Here is an 18,264-nt window from a genome sequence, read left to right on the forward strand (position 1 = left end):
TGGATAGTCAGTATGGTCAAGAGCCGAAAAAAGCCGACCGGATCGGATCCGATCGGCAATCGAGCAGAACTCAAGTTATGCGTTTTCAGCCGACACGATGTTCACGTGCTTGCGGCCACGCTTCATACTGAATTTCACTTCGCCATCGGTAAGAGCAAAGAGAGTGTCATCGTTGCCGCGGCCGACCGAAACACCGGGGTGGTATTTGGTACCGCGCTGACGAACGAGGATTTCCCCAGCGTTGACGACTTGACCACCGAAGCGCTTGATTCCCAGGCGCTTGGAGTTTGAATCGCGTCCGTTGCGGGAGCTGGACGCACCCTTCTTATGTGCCATCAGTCAACCCCTTATTTCTTGATTCCGGTGACTTTGACGCGGGTCAACGACTGACGGTGACCTTGGCGCTTGTGGTAGCCGGTTTTGTTCTTGTACTTGTGAATCTTGATCTTCGGGCCCTTGACGTGCTCAACGAGTTCACCGTTGACCGTGGCGCCGGAGGCGTCGGTTACGACGGTGGACCCGTCCACGAGCATGACCGCGGGCAGCGTCAGCGAGTCGCCGGGGGTGCCTTCCAGTTTTTCAACCGTAAGAACGTCACCTTCCGCGACTTTGTACTGCTTGCCGCCGGTTTTGACGATTGCGTACATGTCGGTGGTTGTCTCCTTTATTGGTGGCCCTGACAAACGTAATGATCATCAGGGTGTCTGCCACCCGTTCACAATGAACGGGTATCGCACGTATGCCTATGACGACACACGTTTTGCCTCGTAGATCGCGTGGTACGGAGAGACAGCCCCGTCGCACTGCGAGATTGGCACTCTCGATGTTCGAGAACCGCTCCTATGGTTTCGAGCTCCGCCGTCGCCCGGCACGGCTCGCTACAGAGCGGTGAGGCCACTCTAAAGACTACAGCGTCTGTGGCTGATTGACGAAATACGGACGGGAGGCACGACGCCGAAATCACATTCGCGCTTACAGCGCTCTCGGCGTTCCCGGGAACGCCGAGGGGGCTCGGGCAGCAAACCGCCCGAGCCCCCTCACGAACCGTCAGTCGGTCTTTCAGGTATTGGCCTTCGTGTCACCGGACTCGGTGTCGGACTGCTTAGCTTGATCCGAACCGGCCTTTCCCGACGCTTGCTTGTTCGCGTTACCGTCTCCGTCGGACGATTTCTTTTTCTTCTTCTTTTTCTTCTTGCTCCCGTTCGACGAAGTCGACTCGGGATTCAAGATCTGGTCGGTGTGAATCTGAAGGCCGCGACCTTTACAGCAGTCACACGTCTCAGAGAACGCCTCGACCAGGCCCTGCCCAACGCGTTTACGCGTCATCTGCACCAACCCAAGTGACGTTATCTCAGTTACCTGGTGTTTGGTACGGTCCCTTCCCAGGCTTTCCGTCAAGCGACGGAGTACCAGTTCACGGTTGTTCTCCAGGACCATATCGATAAAGTCGATGACGATGATTCCACCGATGTCGCGGAGGCGCAATTGCCGCACGATCTCCTCGGCGGCTTCGAGGTTATTACGCGTCACCGTCTCTTCGAGGTTTCCGCCTTCACCGGTAAACCGACCGGTGTTCACGTCGATGACCGTCATCGCCTCAGTGCGGTCGATGACCAGCGAACCCCCGGACGGTAGATAGACCTTGCGGTCGAGGGCCTTGATCAACTGTTCATCGATGCGCCGGTCCGCGAAAATGTCCTTGGCCCCGGTGTGCCGCTTCAAGCGTGGCAACAGCTCCGGTGAGACCGCCTCAAGGTAACCGTAGATCTCATCGTAGAGGTCGTTGCCCTCTACCAACAGTTCCTTGAAGTCCTCGTTGAACATATCGCGAACGACCCGAATGATGACGTCCGGTTCACTGTGCAGCAGCGCCGGAGCGTTGCCCTTCTTCGACTTCTCCTGGATCTCTTCCCATTCGATCTGGAGTCGTGAGATATCGCGGGCCAAATCCTCCGGACCGGTGCCTTCGGCGGCCGTCCGAACGATAACGCCCGATCCCTCCGGAACCAGCTTTTTCAACGCACTGCGCAGCCTGGTCCTCTCCCGGTCCGGCAGTTTTCGACTGATCCCTGAAGCGTTGCCGTTCGGAACATAGACGAGGTGCCGACCGGATAGGGCGATATGGCTGGTAAGACGCGCGCCTTTGTGGCCGATGGGGTCTTTGGTCACCTGAACGACCACGGTATCGCCTGGTTTCAATGCCTGCTCGATCGAACGGGACTTCCCGGAGAGACCAGTGGCATCCCAGTTGACCTCACCCGCATAGATGACGGCATTGCGGCCGCGACCGATGTCAACGAAGGCCGCTTCCATACTGGGGAGCACGTTTTGCACTTTCCCCAGGTAGACATTGCCGATGAGGCCTTGACTGTTCGTGGTGGACACATAGTGTTCCACCAGAATATTGTCCTCCAAGACGGCTGCCTGGCTGCGGGTGCTTCCCGATCGCACGATAAGTTCACGGGTCACCGATTCGCGCCTGGCGAGGAACTCGGCTTCGCTGACAATGTGCATGCGATTCTTGCCGTTACGACGACCCTCGCGCCGACGTTGCCGCTTAGCCTCCAGGCGGGTAGAACCGCTTACGCCTTGCACGACGTCCGCATCGGACTGTTTGGGCGTTTTACGTACCTTTACGACGACTTCGCCGTTGTCCTTACCGGACTTATCGCTCTTGGTCGACCGGTCCGACTCGACGGCCCCGGCCCGGGTACGCCTCCGACGCCGACGACGGGTGACTTCTGCGGTGGACTTGTTCGAATCAGAGTCTTTTTCCTGCTGAGCAGAGGTTTCGTCTCCACCGGCACCGTCTCCGTTGTCGCTTCCCTTTCCACGACCGCGTCCACGACGCCCGCGTCGTCCCCGACGCCTAGGACGATCCTCGTCATCCGCTTCGATATCGGCCGAGTCGTCGTCTTTTTCGGACTCGTCGGCGACTGCGCCCTTGTCCTTACGACGGTCGTCGCGGGAATCGGACGGCGACTCCGACTTCGGTTTGGGCTCGATTTTGGGGGGCGGTGCGAACAGCGAATCGGACATCGGTACGGCCTTACCCGCCGGCTCCTGTTTCACCGGTTTGGACTCGGGCTCGGGGTCCGATTTGCTGCCTTGTGGCGCGATGAAGCTGACCGAAATAGGCGGTCTTTTATCGCGCGGTTCGTCCTCGCGCATCTGAATACTCTCTCCATTCCAGCCGAGTCCCGGGCGCGAGTGTTCTGGTGCTCGCAGCCGCACAGGTCGGCGCTCAGACGGGGATCTGCGATCCCGCCGTCTTGTTAAAGCTTTCGATTCGAACCTTGTCGGCTCCACCAATGATGCCGCCTTAACGACTCATCGGTGTGTCGTTTGTCAGGTCCACCGTTCCCATTGGGAAACCATCGCTCAACATCGGTCGAAGGGTGTGGTGGCTGCTGCACAGCCGCTGCGCTTCGAAAGCGGTGGCATCGGCGGACCGGTCTCCCCGATCCGTCGTCCCACCGGTTGAGGCTGAGAGCTTCGGATTCGCCGCATATCACCCCTTCTAGGCGATAGTGCGGTACACTGCCGACGCTCTCTTCGGGCATGGATGTGACCACCGGAGCTACCAGCGCAACACCGTTTAGTCCCATCCAGTGCTCGATACGACATTCTTAAGTATCGCACACATACGCTGATCTGCCGACTTCGCGAGGTTTTCAGAGGGAGTCAACACTTTGGTAAACGACACCAGTGCGACAATATCCGAGTATTTGACCTGCGCGTTCACCCGAACCACAGTCCGTTGTTACCACCTTGGAGTGGATTATGTCTCCGGCTCGCTCACCGGCCTCGTCTCTCTGCCTGAGGGTTGCCTCGCATGGTATTGACGTAGCAGAGTATTGTGTCTGGACTTCGGTAATTGCCGAAATCAGCCGGACTCGTAACCGCGATATTCCGATATAAACGATGACAATCGTGTTGTCAGGCGACATGAGCGTCGTTAAAGAGCGATTAGTTTGACTGAGGAGGTGCTCACGATCGCACTGCGCGTCAGCGATTCGGAGAGCGACCGACCTGAAGACCAGGAAGACACCGACCGCGAGGACCGGCCGGAACAATATTCGGGTCGCCACCGTGGTATCGATCGACTTCGCCAATTCGGACATGTCGGCATTGTCATTGGAGCGGTCGCACTGCTGCTCATTGTGGGTGGCGGTGTGATGTGGTGGCTGATCGACCCGAACGACGGGACTCCCGATGTGGTGGCCGCCGAGATCGGTGACGTGTGCTCGGCGGCGGTGGACGAAGAACGCTTTCAGACGTGGGTTCCGACGGAGGAACCACTGGTGGAACCCACCACGACCTCCGGTGAGGACTCGGAGGGCTTTGACTGCATGTACTCCGCCGAGTCCGAGAACGAGGAGATTTGGCGGAAACTGACCGTATTCAGCGCCGTTGAGGTATTTCCTCGCTCCGATAAGGCGCAACGCGCCTACAGCGGCCTGAAGGAGATCGAAGCGGCGGAAGGTCGCGAGACGACGGAATTGTCGGGCGGAAAACACCGAGACGAGGTCGTTCTGTCCCATACCGAAGATGACGCACAGCAGCATTGGCGCTGGATCGCGCTGAGCGGAAACGCCACCGTCTCGATTCATGTCACTCTGAGCGGTATGGAACCGGAAGACGACTCCGGCGAGGATCTGTCCGCTGCGGTTGGGAAAGAAATCATCTCCGCTCTCCCACGCGACAATGGTTGAACGCGGCGGTTTAAGCTAAGACCATTGGAATCTTTTTCAGATAAGTCGAGGTCGCCAAAGGTAACAATGCCGACACGATCTCGGGATGGAGTCTCCTTGGATCGGCAAGCTTCGAAGGGAGGCCCGACGGTATCTCGGCAGGACGCCATAGGAACCGCCTCGGTTCCAGTGACCATGCCAAGCCGACGGCCACCCGCCCAATGACCACGGACGAGTCCATAACGCTATAGACCAACGCCACTCACGCGACAACGCAATCTTGTGGAGGAAAATTGTGAGCTCTCCATCGTCTTTCAATTCGCCACAGCAGCCACCTAGGCGGCCACGACCCGGGGACAGTTCGGAAGATCGTTGGAACTCTCCATCTGCGCAGTATCCTCCGGTCGGAGGCAATATCCGCCCCGACCACCAGTCGCAAGCACAGCCGGGATATCCCAACGCCGGTGGGCAACCACAGCCGGGCGCTGGGGCCTGGAACGGAAACCCCGGCCGACCCGCCCCGGGACGGCCACAGGCCGGCGCGCCGTCCGCCGGTGGACAGCCTCAGGCCGGCTTCGGAAATTCGGATCCCTCCCGGCCACAACCGCAGGTTGGCCGTCCACAAGCCGGATGGCAATCGCCCAACCCCAATAACTACGGTCGACAACAACCGGCCGCGGGCGGACGGCCCGAGCCGACCAGCCCGACTCCGCCGCCGTCCGGGCCCCGGGGGACGCCTCCGCCCTCCCCGGCATCACAGCCGTTTGAAGAACGAGCCTTCGACGATCACACAGTGGACGACTGGTCGACAAAAGAACACACACAGGTCATCGGCAAGCTTGGCTACCTTCCTAAAGAGGACCGCCAACCAGGATCGTCTCGGCGCCGGGGCCGCGAAAACGACACGCGAGCCTGGAAACGCGCCAAGAAGGGCAATCCATTCGCCAAAGCGGCAGTGATTCTCCTGGTTCTAGCCGTCGTCGGTGGCGGTGCGTGGTGGTATCTATCGCAAGAGGAAGAACAACCCGAAGAAGTTGAGGGTCTCAGTCTCGCCGATGACTCCTGCTCGTACGTCGACGGCGCCCCACTAAGCGATGTGGTGAATTTGGACCAACGGGAGGTGTCCACCGAAAACGTCGACTCCGATGGCGAGGAACAGACGTGTGTCGTCGCCTTTGGAGACCTCGAAAGCGCCTACGCTCAGGTAACAACGGTGGCGAGTCTGCACAGCTCCCCTGGTTCCGCCGAGGTAAGGCTGTCCTATAAATCCGATATGGACGAAAACGGCGCTTGGGAGAGCGTGGACACCGGGCAGGACGACAGCGTCGCTTACTACGCCCCCGCCGAGTCGGGCGATTCAGCTAATTACCAGCTGTTCATGGTGCACGACAACGCCATTCTGAATGTGCAACTCTATGTCACTCGCGCTGACAGCTCTGTGGAGGACTTGGCGACCTGGGCCGAAGAAATAGCGAACTCGTATCTGTCCGAATGGGACTAGAAAACGAGTTATACAAAGCGACGGATAACCGTCCTGTGAGCGGCCAGGCCGACGGTCCGCGACACCGTCGATCATTGATGCCTCGGGTCGACCTCATCACACGGTAGTGCAGCAATCAGGTCGCAAGACGACATGCCGCATTCGGTGCCAGGGCGAATAATCGACCGGAGAGCCGAGGGCCGGGCGCGTAGCGCCCGGCCCTCGGCTCTTTTTTATGTCGTATGAGTCGGTGCGGCATAAGCCCGGACGGCATGAGTCCGTGCGATATGAACCCGCACACTGTCCGCCCAGGTGGTGTCGAGTAGGTCCGTATTACGGCGTTCCTCGATACGCATCTCTCGAACCGCGCTACGGCACCGGCTTAATACGTCCGCATTGGCTGCCCGAACATCTGCAACTCCATATTCGTCGGAGCGGTCCACAGATATTTCTCCTTCGAACCGGTCCGCAACATCGCCATCATGTCGTCCTTCAACGCCTGGAACAACTGCAGTACATCATGGCTGACGCGCAGATGTCGACGTGCGATGGCGGACTCCTCCGCCGTCAGACGTTGCAGCACGGTCATTTCCGCCTTCTGCGCTTCGGGAGGAAAGAAATTCGTCAAGCGAGGAAAGACGGTCAATTGCGTACGCCACGGCCCCAATACCGGCTGTGTCCTCGGTCCGGTCTCCCCGACGTCGTATACGAACAGCGCCGGCTGGTGCTGCGAGGCCTCGATCGTCACCGGTTGGTCTCCGTGTAGCACGGCCATCCGGTCTTGCCGGTTGGTGGCCCATTCTCCCAAGCGGTCCCATTCCTGCGGGCGGTTCGTACACACCGCTACACGGGTGCCGAGAGCGAGCGCACGAAAGACCAGGAGGCGCGCTAGATACACCCCACCGATGAGATTGATATGGGTGGTCTCCGGCCGGAAGAACGGCGCGACGACCGGGGAATGCTCGGCATCCTTGCCGATGACCAATCCCGCCTGTGGGCTGGCACTGGTGAGGAGTTCCAGTGCCGCGGCAGTGGGAAGTTGGGGTGCGGGGCGAATCGAGTCGACCGGCTGACCGGCATCGTCGATGGTCTCCACGGCACGGTCGGTGACCGGAAGTCCGTATACCGTTCCTTCCGATGGCCCCGTGGTGACCTGCTCGATTCCGAACAGTTCCGCGGACGCGGGAACGGCGCTGAACGACGCACCCGACATGGGGACCCCGGAATACGGTTGCGCCGACATGGGCTGCCCTGACATCGGTTGTCCTGACATCGGCTGCGCGGAGACCGGTTGCCCTGACACCTGCTGTCCCGAAACCGGTTGCCCGGAGACCGGTTGGGCCGAAACGGGCTGCCCGGAGATCGGCTGTCCTGAAATCGGTTGGGCCGAAACAGGTTGAGCCGATACCGGAGCGGCGGATACGGGGGCCGCGGCCCCAGCGGATCCAGATCCGTTGCCGGGAGGGGCACTTGTCGGAGTCGAACCGGTTTGCGGTTCCTCACGTTTCGGACCCGAGCCGCTCGTCTGAGGGTGCGACGGCGGCTGCGACGCGGCGGGTGGGACCGGTGCGGCGCCTCCGTGAGCAGGTGGAGGTGCTGGACGTTGCGCCTCGGGACGCGGCGGCGGTGGCTGCTGTCCTTGGGGTGGGCGTGCCTGTCCGGCCGTCCCGTTCTGGTTATTGGGAGGCTGCGGTCGGGCTGAACCCTGTTGCGGTGTCCCTTGTTGCGGTGTCCCTTGTTGCGGCGCGCCTTGCTGTGGAGCACCTTGGTGCTGTGGAGGAGCCGGACGTGCTGGAGGTCCTGAACCGGGGCGCTGTCCGGTGGACGCTTGTCCTTGATTCGGCGGAGGTTGGTTCTGAGGCCGCTGCGGTTGTGGTTGCAAGCCCTGTGGACTGGCCTGCTGTCCGGCCCCTGGAGCGCCCTGTTGCCCTTGATTCGGTTGCCGACCCGACGCCGGTGCCGGCCGCTGTGCCGATTGTGGGGGTGAGTTCGGCGGCGCGGCAGGAGGTTGTTGCCCACCACGGGCGGGTGGACGTTCGGAAGCGGCCGATTGCGGTGCACCCGCACGCGGATTTGCCTGGCCGGTACGCGGTGGTGGCTGCGATTGGGGTGGTTGCGCCCGGCCCGCACCGGTTTGCGGATTGCCTGGCTGGCGTTGCGGCGGCTGTTGCCCGGCAGCAGGCGGATTGACCTGCGCGCCTCCTCGTGCGGGTGGTGCCGGTGGGGGGTTCTGTTGTGGGCGGTTTTGGGGTGGGCGCTGACCGGTGGCGGGACGGTTTTGCGGCGGTTGTTGTCCCGCGGCCGGAGGTTGTTGTCCCCGAGCGGGTGGTTGAGATCCGGGTGGTGGGGCCTGACGGTATTCCATTGAATGGCGCCCTACTTTGGCGGTTCCGGTAGCCTCCTCCTCGTCGCGGCGTTCCGGTTCGCCGTTGGCAGGGGGCGGCTGCTGGGCCGGTCGACGGCCGTAAGCGTTTCCCGGCGGTTGAGCCCGGCCTCGACCACGGTCGTTGTCCGGCTGCTGCGGGTTGTCGCGGTTACTCATCGAGGTCCTCCTCCGGTGGGCGCGGAGGCATAGGCCGCTGGGCCTTGCTCTCCGTCAAAACGTTGTAGCTTCACACCGAGGTCGTCAGCAACGTTCAGGACTTGGTTCTGAGCCGAATCCCACGATGTTTCATCCAGCGCGACACGGACGATCGCATCGATGGCCAGCTGTTTACCGGTGACCCGACCGTCGGCGCTGACTTGTCCGCCCTCCGTGCCGGTCACGATCAATGACACGGTCGTGTAAACGGCGGGTACCGCGGCGAACGCGTCCACGACCTGTCGCAGGCTCTGTGGGTCGGACGGCCATTGGGTAATGCGATAGCTGACGTGGCGCAAACCGTCGGCGTACCAATGGTCCCAATCCTCCATCGTGCGCTCACCCTGTACGGGAGCGAAGGCCACACCCAACGACTGCTGCAGGGCGTTTTGCACACCCTCGGCGTTGAGAATACGGTTCGGGATACCGATGTTGGCCAAAAGCTTACTGACTCGCTGTGTGGCGGCGGTCAGTCCTTTAATCGCCCCTTCGGGTCCCCCACCACGATCGTCGGAAATGGAAAGACCGTCGCCGACGCCCAGGCGCACGGCCAGCCAGGCTTTGTGGTGGATGACGACGGGGGTGTTTCCCAACAGTTCCCGGTACGACTGTGCCGCAGGGTTGTTCGAGTACGCGGCCAGACCGACGGGAGTGGTGTGTCCGACCAGTTGGAGGGACGTTACCGGAGTCGTCGAACCGTCGAAGAGTCGTTCCAGTCGTTCCAGGGGGATCTCTTGGATCACGTCGTCGGTGGCGTTGATCTGAATGATGGTGAACCAGCCACCGGCGTCCTGGCCGAATCCGACGGACTCATCGCGCACCTCGACACCTTTGACACCGAGATCGGGGGCGATACGGTGCAATACATCGGTGTGCTGCTGTGGGTCGAGACTGTAGACACGGCGGCGGAGACGGCGCTTCAATGGAATCGTCTGGTACCACCAACGATCCCCACTGCGCAACAACATGGTCACCACGAGAACCAGAGCGATTCCGCTCCCTACCGCCAAGTGTATGAGACCCAGCTGAAGCCCACCCACGACCAGTAGGGCCGCCAGTTCGAATATAACGAGCTGTGCGAGAGTCAAGGGCCCCAATCGACCCGATCCACGTGCGGTGAATGAGACCGCGCGTGGATCCACCTCGTCGCTTGCGTCAGCGGATACCACGGCCCGCCCGAGCGCCTGTTGTTGTGATTCCATAATGGTCATCTAGTGCCTGCTTCGTTCCGGTAGCGCCGACATACTTCTATGGCAGAAGCCAGATACCTCTATGGTAAAAGGTCGCGTCCAGGGAGACATCATCTGTGGGTACCTTTCGTATCCCCGTGGGATCCTCTGTTGCCCAAGTACATCGTCCCACGTTGTGTGAGTTGCGGCCTTGTCTTAGACTACTTGTATGCGCAGCGCTTCACTATCCTCCCCAGGGAAGGTCGCCGTCATTCTGGCAACGGCGGTCTTGGCGATCATGACGCCGTCGTCCCAAGCCGCGGCACTACCTATGGCTCCTGAAGAATTCGACACGGACACCGATTGGGGCGAAGAATACGAAGTTCCCTGCGACCCGGCAACGGGTGAGGAACCGGAGCTCAAGGAGACTCCCTGGCCACAGCAGAATATGAATCTCGATTTGATCCACTCCCAGAACACCGGATTGAAAGAAGACGGGGACCCGGTTAAAGTCGCCATCATCGATTCCGGAGTCAATCCGCATCCAACGTTGGGAGACCAGGTCAACGAGTTTATGGACCCCTGGGACGACTCCGAGGATGGGCTCTGCGACAGCGTTGGCCATGGCACCGCTGTCGCCGGAATTATCGCCGGGGGGCATGACGACACCCGCTTTATGGGGATCGCGCCCGACGCCGAAATCTATTCCTTCCGCCTCTTCCCCGAAGACATCACCGACGCAGACCCAAAGATCTCCGCCAGCATGGCCTGGGCCATCCACACCGCAATAAACAAAGAGGTGGATGTCATCAATATCTCTATTACTGCGGTATCCCAACACGAGTTGAAGGACGCGGTAGATCGCGCCTGGGACGAAGGGATCCCGATTGTCGCCTCAACCGGCAACAACGGTATGAACATGCAGTACGCCGCCGAGCTGGGTAATCCCGACGACATCGTGTATCCAGCCCACTATGACAAGACCATAGCGGTGACCTCGTACGACGAAGAAGGCTACTGGGACGAGGGCAATTTTGGGACGACCGTGGACATTATGGCGCCTGGCAACGATGTGCATCTCCCCGCCCCCGAAGGCGACGGTTACTACACCAGCCGAGGAACGTCGTTTGCGACCCCCTTTGTTACCGGCGCGGTCGCTCTGTTGATCGGAAAGTTCGGTGACAAGGCGACACCGGGATGGATCAAGGATCGCTTGATCAGTACCACTTCGGCGGCGCCCGGCGGCTTCGAAGATTGTTCCGGCTGCGGCCACAACGCCTTTCAGGGGCACGGCGCCCTCAATATTCACCGCGCGCTAACGGCCATCGGAGATTACGGTGAGTTCAGTCCGGGAGAAAACGAGAACACCGCGATTCATGCGGACGGTCAGCTCATGGGTGAGATTCCCGCTCCGGTGGACCAATGGAAATCGGAACGGGACGTCGCTTACATGGTGATGATAGGCAGCGTTCTGGCGATCGCCGTGATCTATGCGCTTGTGAAGGTCATTCCCAGCGGACGGCGACGCGGGTGGAAACCCGGCGAATCGTGACCACCGTCCACAACCACTGAATCGGGCCCCGGTCGCAATGGCCGGGGCCCGATCGATGTTTATAGATACTGCCCCACGTGTTGTTGGGGAATGGTCGCCTCATGCGTCTGGCTCGCACCCGTCTTGCGGGCATAGAGCTCGGCCAGCGTCATGGGGCGGGTGACCGTCTGTCCCTCAAGCCATTGGGACGCTTCACTCTTGGACAGTTCTCCCACTTCGATCTGCGCCAAGCACCGTCCCGGACGCACCACGGCCGGATGAAGTCGGTCAAGTCGTTCGTTCGTTGTGATCGCCACGAGGATTTCGCGCCCCTGCCCCAGGAGCCCGTCGGTGAGGTTCAGCAGACGAGAAAGCGCCTGCCCGGCCGATTCCTTGGCCTCACCGCGAATGAGTTCATCGCAGTCTTCGATGATCATCAAGCGCCATTTACGCGGCTGCTGTTCTTCCGGCGGTGCGAAGGGAAGTTCCTGATCGGCACCCACGACGACGTCCATCAGATATGACGGGTCGGTGAAGAAGGCTTCCGGGTCCAATACGGTGTCCACCTGACACCAATCCGACCATTCCCGTGCCAAGGATCGCAGCGCCGTGGTCTTCCCCGTCCCGGGGGGACCGTGAAGTAGCAGCAAGCGACCTGTGACGTCCGACGAACGGGTCTTCATGAGAGAGCTCAACGCCTCTTTGGAAGAGGCGGAGTAATTCTCCTGAATATCGTCCCAAGCGGGTGACGTAATGGTTCGGTTCGAGCGGAACGGGCCGCGCGCCGAGCGGTACCAGAAACCCATGTCCACCGCGTCGGCGGCGGGTTCTTCCACCACTCCGACCTCAGAGGTGAATTCGGTGAGTTCCTTCACCAGTTCCTCGGTCTCAGCGGTGATGAGAACCTGGCTCGATCCGTCCTTCCAACGCATGGTCCGCAGAGTCCACTGCGGCCCCTCGACCAGCTGCACCGATACCTGTCCGACGACGGACCGAAGCAGCTTACCCCCCTCCGGAATCAGGTCGGTGTCGTTCTCCACTCCCTGTAGGTTCTTAATCACCGCATACGGTTCCGCTCCCGCGGCGAACTTCTGCAGGCTGAGCAGATTGAGTACGTGTGCGGGATCATCGGTACCTTCGAGGCTGAAGCGCAAGTGTCCGATACCTGAGTCATTCAGCAACATATTGATGAAATCACCGCGCTGTTCGATCAAAGTCATGTCATATCACATTGCCTTACCGGGCTGCGCCCGTTTAGCCGGTATCCGCCGGAGATCGCCTTGTACGGCCGAAGCCGGTGTGCTGGAATCGTCCGGCGTTCCGCACCGAAACGCCGGTGCCGCTGGGAGTGCCCGATCGGCGCCGTCGACCACTGCCGGAGGAAATCCGGCGGTCGACTGCCCGGTCACGCACAACCGGTGTCGGTCGTGACCCATCGACATGAAACTTCCGCCTTTCCTTGGCCGATCCCCCGTCCGGGATGGTCTGTGTGTCGAGGTCGAAGCCTTCGTATCGTGTGGTCGTGTACCTGAACGGACGGCCTCCATTCCCCGTCAACCGTCATGGGACGCCACACACCGTGTGACACGTTAACGAATTCGCCGGTTCTCATTGACTTGTATGCGCTTAAGCGAGCCGTATTCAACAAGTCCCTTCCGAGCCACCTTCTCAAGGCCCTTCGGTCGGTACCGAATTTGGGAGAGTCTTTATAAAGTTCTACGGTAACCGTCCCCCGCGACGGTTTCCGCCCGTGTTGCACCATAAGACAACCGGGTGCTGTATCGCATCATAGGCCTCACCCGACGGTGGTTCGTGATCACCCACCATGAGGAGTCACCTGATGCTCGGTGAGCCGGACCATTACGCGAGAATAAGGGCATGACATCGACCGTGGAGACCCAGCCGGTCACTCTATCCGCGCCATCGCACCAGCCACCGCAATACACGCGATGGCTGGTGGTGATCTTGGCCGCATTGATCGGTGCGGTCGTGGCCGCCTGGACGGCCGACGCGACCGGCGCGACGACCGTCGTCGAGCTCGACGGCCTCACTAATGCCGACCCCACGGTGCTGACGGCTTACAACTTCACCAAATACATCTACGACATCGTTTCCATAGCCGCGGTCGGACTGCTGTGCGCTGCAGCGCTTTTCCTCCCCGGCCATCGAGACGACCGGCGTAAGACGACGGCCCAGGCGTGGAAATGGTCCCGAATCGCGGCTCTCTTCGCCTTCTGCTGGGCGCTGGTCTCCGCTTTCCGGATCGTGGTCAACTACGCCTATACCTGGACGATCGGTTTTGACGACGTCAGCGTGAACGGCGTCATCTCCTTTTTGAGCGACTACAACGTCGGTCAGTCGCTCGGCTTCACCACGATCCTGGCCGCCGCCTGCGCCATCGTCGCCGCACGCAGCCTCACGGTGAACGGACTGTTCTGGGCGGCCGGGATCGGCACGATAGGCCTACTGCCGCCGATCTTCACCGGTCACTCGGCCACCAACGGCAATCACCAGATCGCCTTGGACGGTCTCATCATTCACATCGTCGCCGCCACGGTCTGGATCGGCGGTCTGCTGGCTCTGTTCATCGCCCGCGCCGACATTACCGCCACCGTGCGCCGTTACTCGCCGGTCGCCGGCGTGTGCCTCGGCTTGGTGACATTGTCCGGACTCATCACCTTTGTCGCCAACGCACCGGTCGAGAGTCTGTGGACGACCGAATACGGGTACATGGCCCTGGCGAAACTCTCGGCCGTGGTACTGATCGGCGTCCTGGGCTGGATGCACCGACGGATCACCATCCCCCGCCTTCCGGACCGTAACGCCTTCATTCGCCTCGCTGCCGTGGAATTGGTGTTCTTCGCCGTCGTGGTCGGAATGGCCGCGACCTTGGCGACCACGGCTCCGCCGGAGAACACCGATTCCGATCCCACACTGGCGCTTCTGGGCTACCCCATGCCGGATCCCTACAGTCTTCAGCAGGTACTGACCGACTGGTATCCGTCCGTGATCTTCTGCGCTCTGGCCGTCAGCTTGACCGTCGGCTACCTCGCCGGGGTGCGCCGTCTGAAGCGACGTGGGATTCGTTGGCCGTGGCCGCGCACCGCCATGTGGATACTCGGCTGGACTGCCATCATCGTCGCCACATCCAGTGGCCTCGGTAAATACTCCCTGGTCATGTTCAGCGCCCATATGGTGCAGCACATGGTATTGAACATGCTGGCCCCCATCTTCCTCGTCCTGGCCGCGCCGATGACCTTGGCGCTGCGCGCGCTACCGACCAATAAGCGAGGCGGCCCCCGAGAATGGCTGCTGGGGCTGGTGCATTCGCGATTTTCCCGGTTCGTCTCGATACCGCTTGTCGCCCTGGGAATCTATCTTTCCGGCCTCTACATCATGTACTTCTCGGGCCTCTTGGAATGGGCGATGGGCTCACATCTGGGCCACTTGGCCATGATGTTTCACTTCCTCATGTCGGGTTGCCTGTTCTTCTGGGTGATCATCGGCCCCGACCCCAAGCCACGGCGTCTCTCCTATCCGGCCAAGACTCTCCTGTATTTCGTGTCGATGATTTTCCACGCCATCTTCGGAGTCACTTTGATGATGGGGACGGGAGTCATCGCCGAAACCTGGTTTGTCAGCCTCGAGGTTCCCTGGATCGACGGCGCCGAGGGGCTATTGGCCGACCAGCAGGTCGGCGGCGGCATCGCCTGGGGATTCGGTGAGATTCCGTCGATCATCGTGCTGTCGGCGTTGATTCGGCAGTGGGCGAGATCGGACGAACGGGAAGGCCGCCGCATCGACCGGGTGGCACAGCGGGCCGCCGACAACGGACGTCCGGAGGACGATCCGCACGAGGCCTATAACGCCTACTTGCAGCGCCTGAACCAACGTGCGGGCGAGGACTGACGTCGGTACCTCTGGTTAATGGGCCTATTCCACCCACAACGGTGGGTCGATGACGGCGAAACGAACCCGAGTTCCCGGACGCGCCTGCGCCGCCGCCGCGATTCCGGACCGATCCACCACCCCGACCACGGGATATCCGCCGGTGGTGGGATGGTCCGGGCCGAACAGCACCGGTTTCCCATTGGGCGGCAACTGCAATGAACCGGTCACGATACCCTCGCTGGGCAATTCGTCCGAGCGGGAGTGCTCCAGAGCCGGGCCGTCCAACCGCAGGCCCACACGATTGGAATGTTCACTGACGCGCCATTCCCCGTGAGACAGAAGATCCTTCGCCTCGGCGGTCAACCAATCGTGGCGCGGACCCAGGTAGAGCTTCAACACCAGGTTCGATTCGATCCCCGGCCACGGCGCGGGCCACTGCGTCGGCAAGGGCAATTGGTAAGGACGTGGTCCCAAGGGAATCCGATCGCCCTTCCGCAGTACGTCGGGTCCGAGACCGGACAGAAGGCAGGTGGAATGCGAACCCAGACTGGCCTTGGGATAGAGTCCACCGGAAAAGGCAACATAGCTGCGCACTCCCTGTTCGGCCACTCCTACGTCCAAGACGTCGCCGGGATGCACGGTGACGGGTTGTCCCCACGGTTCCGGTTGGTCGTTGACCGTCACCGGGCACGGGGCACCACCCACCACCACCGCGACCGTACGACCGCTGGTCAGAGTAACGCCGTTCAGAGTCGTTTCCAACGCGCACGTGTGAGGCGTGTTTCCCGCCAACTGGTTGGCCAAACGCCACGACGGAACGTCGGCGGCCCCCGACGGAGGCACCGCCAAGTGCGCCCAACCCGCACGTCCGACGTCTTGACACGTGGTCAACGCTCCCGCGCGGAGAATTTCAATGGCCGCGGCACCGGTCGTCATCAGACCGCCTCCTCAAACTGAACCGTCGTGCCCGGCGTGATCAGGGCCGTCGGTTCGCGATTTTCATTCCACAAAGTCTCCGGTCGCGTCATGGTGGCGATGAGTTTCCAACCACCGGGCGTCGCACGCGGGTAGACACCGCAGTATTGCGCAGCCAGTCCTACGGCCCCGGCAGGCACGTGGGTACGCGGTTCACCGTGACGGGCAACGGAATGGGGAAAACCTTCAAGATAGGCGAATCCCGGCATGAAACCGGCGAAGGCGGCGGTGAAAACCGTATTCCTGTGCAGCTCGATCAACTTCGCGACCGACACGTTCAAATCCTGGGCCACCAGTTCCAGATCCGGACCGTCGTACACCACCGGAATCGTGACGTGTCGTGGTTCGGGTTCGTCTTCGGGCACCGGTCGCCACGCTCGGGCGATCTGGGCCAATCCGTCGCGATCGTCGACCCCGTCCAGAAGAACCGAGCGGGCACCCGGAATCACGTCACGGGCGTCAAGGTTTCCTACGGCGCGCTCGCGTTGCAGGTGTTGGTACATGGCGGTGGCTTCGGAGGAGTCGGCGCATTCGACCAACAACCCTTCGGCCCCGGCGGGTAGGACGGTTACCATAAAAACGGCTCCACGGTGAGATTGTGTCTGTCCAGTTCATCGCGAATCAGTCGCGCCGTATCGGCGCCCCCCGGCGTATCACCGTGTAGGCAGAGGGTTTCGCCGGTCAGTGTGAGTCTCTCTCCGGTCACCGTGGTGACCTTTCCGTCCTTCGCCAACCCTACGGCCTGCCGCACCGCGTCGGCGGACGACAACACCGCTCCGGACGTTCCACGCGGCACGAGGGATCCCGTCGCATCGTAAGCACGATCGGCGAACACCTCACTCACCGTTCGGAAGTCCGCGAGCTCACGAAGCGGCGAGTGCGGGGCGCATACGAGAGTGTCGACACCGGTCTCATGACAGGCGTCGACGATGGCACGGGCCTGCGATTGGTCTCGGTTCGCGCGATGATACAGCGCCCCATGCGGTTTGACATAGGCGACCCGGTCTCCGGCTGCTCTGGCGAAGGCCTGCAGGGCTCCGATTTGATATATGATCTCAGCCGTCAGCTCCCGACGCGGAACGTCCATTTCGCGACGTCCGAAACCGGCGAGATCGCGGTACGACACCTGCGCACCCAGATTGACGCCCCGTCGTTGGGCGACAAAGCAGACCGATCGCATGGTCCAAGGGTCGCCCGCGTGGAAGCCACAGGCGATGTTCGCACTGGTAACGATGTCCAAAAGCGCTTCGTCATCGGTGAGCTGCCACCGCCCGAACCCTTCGGCGAGATCGGCATTGAGATCCATACCTCAACCATAAACGATGACGTGTCCGCGTCGTGCCCGCCACACGACAACGTGGCGGTACGATACGCGACTCCCTTGACGGCACCTAGAAGAGACCCAACACGGCGGCCACGATGAACAGAACCAACACCACCAGAACCCCGACCACGATGTAGACCAAGACTTCGGGCCAAATGAATATCAATCCGGCGGAAATACCCACCGCGGCGAGCGCACCCGTTCCGATCAGGCGCAGACGCTTGCCGCGTTCCTGCGAGCCGTCTGAGTCGCGTTGGTGGGAAAACGGGTCTCTCATGCGCGTCACCTGTGGTTGTCCGGGCGGGGTCAAACGTCGTAGATCGGCGACCAGAACGTCGAGCTCGGAGAATACCCGTGCTTGCAGGGCCGCTTCCATTCGCTCCTGATACTCCACCATGTCGAGGCGTCCGTCCTGGGCGGCCTCTCGCAGTTGATCCAGCACCACTTGGCGGTCGCCGTCCGATGCCCGAATGTGATCGCGATCCATTGAACCCTCCTTGACGTCCCCACGGTCGAGGCTGGGGCGAATCTGCTCCATAGGCCCGATCTCGCCCCGGTACCGAAGTTTATCGCCGCAGGGAAGCGCCTCCCTCCGGATGGAACACATTGTATAAAAGGC

At 61.3% G+C, this 18,264-nt stretch carries 15 protein-coding genes; 4 read left to right on the forward strand and 11 right to left on the reverse strand.

Annotated elements, in window-relative coordinates:
- Nucleotides 1–75: 75 nt before the first annotated feature.
- The 3 genes from rpmA to HALAL_RS0103600 form a co-directional block, all read right to left on the reverse strand.
- Nucleotides 76–336 (reverse strand): 50S ribosomal protein L27, encoded by a 261-nt coding sequence (gene rpmA, locus HALAL_RS17980; RefSeq protein ID WP_025272684.1) that lies wholly within the window; start codon nucleotides 334–336, stop codon nucleotides 76–78.
- A gap of 11 nt (nucleotides 337–347) precedes the next feature.
- Nucleotides 348–647, reverse strand: a complete 300-nt coding sequence (rplU, locus tag HALAL_RS0103595) for a 50S ribosomal protein L21 (RefSeq protein ID WP_025272685.1) — start codon at nucleotides 645–647, stop codon at nucleotides 348–350.
- Nucleotides 648–1,059: 412 nt separating this feature from the next.
- Nucleotides 1,060–3,171 (reverse strand): Rne/Rng family ribonuclease, encoded by a 2,112-nt coding sequence (locus HALAL_RS0103600; RefSeq protein ID WP_035534336.1) that lies wholly within the window; start codon nucleotides 3,169–3,171, stop codon nucleotides 1,060–1,062.
- Nucleotides 3,172–3,974: 803 nt separating this feature from the next.
- On the opposite strand from HALAL_RS0103600, the gene HALAL_RS0103605 reads away from it, so the two are divergent.
- Together HALAL_RS0103605 and HALAL_RS18425 are read left to right on the forward strand one after the other, a co-directional pair.
- Entirely contained in the window at nucleotides 3,975–4,715 is a 741-nt protein-coding gene (locus tag HALAL_RS0103605) for a hypothetical protein (protein WP_156937582.1), read from the forward strand.
- 274 nt (nucleotides 4,716–4,989) lie between these two features.
- Nucleotides 4,990–6,195, forward strand: coding sequence for a hypothetical protein (locus HALAL_RS18425; RefSeq protein WP_156937583.1), 1,206 nt, complete (start codon nucleotides 4,990–4,992; stop codon nucleotides 6,193–6,195).
- 361 nt (nucleotides 6,196–6,556) lie between these two features.
- Here the strand turns inward: HALAL_RS18425 and HALAL_RS18430 are convergent, their stop codons facing one another.
- Together HALAL_RS18430 and eccE are read right to left on the reverse strand one after the other, a co-directional pair.
- Complete coding sequence (locus tag HALAL_RS18430; protein WP_035534337.1) at nucleotides 6,557–8,716, reverse strand: hypothetical protein; 2,160 nt, start codon at nucleotides 8,714–8,716, stop codon at nucleotides 6,557–6,559.
- Entirely contained in the window at nucleotides 8,713–9,966 is a 1,254-nt protein-coding gene (eccE, locus tag HALAL_RS0103625; RefSeq protein WP_025272690.1) for a type VII secretion protein EccE, read from the reverse strand. The genes HALAL_RS18430 and eccE overlap by 4 nt, the downstream gene beginning before the upstream one ends.
- Nucleotides 9,967–10,153: 187 nt before the next feature.
- On the opposite strand from eccE, the gene HALAL_RS0103630 reads away from it, so the two are divergent.
- Nucleotides 10,154–11,476, forward strand: coding sequence for a S8 family serine peptidase (locus HALAL_RS0103630; RefSeq protein WP_025272691.1), 1,323 nt, complete (start codon nucleotides 10,154–10,156; stop codon nucleotides 11,474–11,476).
- 59 nt (nucleotides 11,477–11,535) lie between these two features.
- On the opposite strand, the gene HALAL_RS0103635 is transcribed toward HALAL_RS0103630, so the two are convergent.
- Both HALAL_RS0103635 and HALAL_RS0103640 read right to left on the reverse strand, forming a co-directional pair.
- Nucleotides 11,536–12,675, reverse strand: a complete 1,140-nt coding sequence (locus HALAL_RS0103635; RefSeq protein ID WP_025272692.1) for a DUF5925 domain-containing protein — start codon at nucleotides 12,673–12,675, stop codon at nucleotides 11,536–11,538.
- Between the two features lie 6 nt (nucleotides 12,676–12,681).
- On the reverse strand, nucleotides 12,682–12,897 hold the full coding sequence (locus tag HALAL_RS0103640; RefSeq protein ID WP_025272693.1) for a hypothetical protein: 216 nt from the start codon (nucleotides 12,895–12,897) through the stop codon (nucleotides 12,682–12,684).
- Nucleotides 12,898–13,333: 436 nt separating this feature from the next.
- Here HALAL_RS0103640 and HALAL_RS0103645 point away from each other — a divergent pair, with 436 nt between their 5' ends.
- The gene (locus HALAL_RS0103645; RefSeq protein WP_025272694.1) at nucleotides 13,334–15,364 is read left to right on the forward strand and encodes a bifunctional copper resistance protein CopD/cytochrome c oxidase assembly protein; all 2,031 of its coding nucleotides are present in this window, start codon (nucleotides 13,334–13,336) and stop codon (nucleotides 15,362–15,364) included.
- Nucleotides 15,365–15,388: 24 nt separating this feature from the next.
- On the opposite strand, the gene HALAL_RS0103650 is transcribed toward HALAL_RS0103645, so the two are convergent.
- The 4 genes from HALAL_RS0103650 to HALAL_RS0103665 all read right to left on the reverse strand — a co-directional run bounded on the left by HALAL_RS0103650 (nucleotide 15,389) and on the right by HALAL_RS0103665 (nucleotide 18,132).
- A complete protein-coding gene (locus HALAL_RS0103650; RefSeq protein ID WP_025272695.1) occupies nucleotides 15,389–16,282 on the reverse strand; it encodes a 5-oxoprolinase subunit C family protein in 894 nt (297 codons plus the stop codon).
- Nucleotides 16,282–16,896, reverse strand: coding sequence for a 5-oxoprolinase subunit B family protein (locus HALAL_RS0103655; protein WP_025272696.1), 615 nt, complete (start codon nucleotides 16,894–16,896; stop codon nucleotides 16,282–16,284). Before HALAL_RS0103655 ends, HALAL_RS0103650 begins: the two co-directional genes overlap by 1 nt.
- The gene (locus tag HALAL_RS0103660) at nucleotides 16,890–17,627 is read right to left on the reverse strand and encodes a LamB/YcsF family protein (RefSeq protein ID WP_025272697.1); all 738 of its coding nucleotides are present in this window, start codon (nucleotides 17,625–17,627) and stop codon (nucleotides 16,890–16,892) included. Before HALAL_RS0103660 ends, HALAL_RS0103655 begins: the two co-directional genes overlap by 7 nt.
- An 85-nt stretch (nucleotides 17,628–17,712) precedes the next feature.
- Entirely contained in the window at nucleotides 17,713–18,132 is a 420-nt protein-coding gene (locus HALAL_RS0103665) for a DUF1707 SHOCT-like domain-containing protein (protein ID WP_051462718.1), read from the reverse strand.
- Between the last annotated feature and the right edge of the window lie 132 nt (nucleotides 18,133–18,264).

The sequence above is a fragment of the Haloglycomyces albus DSM 45210 genome, assembly GCF_000527155.1.
GTDB lineage: Bacteria > Actinomycetota > Actinomycetes > Mycobacteriales > Micromonosporaceae > Haloglycomyces > Haloglycomyces albus.

What these genes read in the sequence shown, in the direction of transcription:
- HALAL_RS0103660 (WP_025272697.1), bottom strand. Translation starts at nt 17,627, where the DNA reads ATGGATCTCAATGCCGATCTCGCCGAAGGGTTCGGGCGGTGGCAGCTC.
- HALAL_RS18430 (WP_035534337.1), bottom strand. Translation starts at nt 8,716, where the DNA reads ATGAGTAACCGCGACAACCCGCAGCAGCCGGACAACGACCGTGGTCGA.
- HALAL_RS0103655 (WP_025272696.1), bottom strand. Translation starts at nt 16,896, where the DNA reads ATGGTAACCGTCCTACCCGCCGGGGCCGAAGGGTTGTTGGTCGAATGC.
- HALAL_RS0103600 (WP_035534336.1), bottom strand. Translation starts at nt 3,171, where the DNA reads ATGCGCGAGGACGAACCGCGCGATAAAAGACCGCCTATTTCGGTCAGC.
- HALAL_RS0103635 (WP_025272692.1), bottom strand. Translation starts at nt 12,675, where the DNA reads ATGACTTTGATCGAACAGCGCGGTGATTTCATCAATATGTTGCTGAAT.
- HALAL_RS0103645 (WP_025272694.1), top strand. Translation starts at nt 13,334, where the DNA reads ATGACATCGACCGTGGAGACCCAGCCGGTCACTCTATCCGCGCCATCG.
- HALAL_RS0103665 (WP_051462718.1), bottom strand. Translation starts at nt 18,132, where the DNA reads ATGGATCGCGATCACATTCGGGCATCGGACGGCGACCGCCAAGTGGTG.
- rpmA (WP_025272684.1), bottom strand. Translation starts at nt 336, where the DNA reads ATGGCACATAAGAAGGGTGCGTCCAGCTCCCGCAACGGACGCGATTCA.
- rplU (WP_025272685.1), bottom strand. Translation starts at nt 647, where the DNA reads ATGTACGCAATCGTCAAAACCGGCGGCAAGCAGTACAAAGTCGCGGAA.
- HALAL_RS0103650 (WP_025272695.1), bottom strand. Translation starts at nt 16,282, where the DNA reads ATGACGACCGGTGCCGCGGCCATTGAAATTCTCCGCGCGGGAGCGTTG.
- HALAL_RS0103630 (WP_025272691.1), top strand. Translation starts at nt 10,154, where the DNA reads ATGCGCAGCGCTTCACTATCCTCCCCAGGGAAGGTCGCCGTCATTCTG.
- HALAL_RS0103640 (WP_025272693.1), bottom strand. Translation starts at nt 12,897, where the DNA reads ATGTCGATGGGTCACGACCGACACCGGTTGTGCGTGACCGGGCAGTCG.
- eccE (WP_025272690.1), bottom strand. Translation starts at nt 9,966, where the DNA reads ATGACCATTATGGAATCACAACAACAGGCGCTCGGGCGGGCCGTGGTA.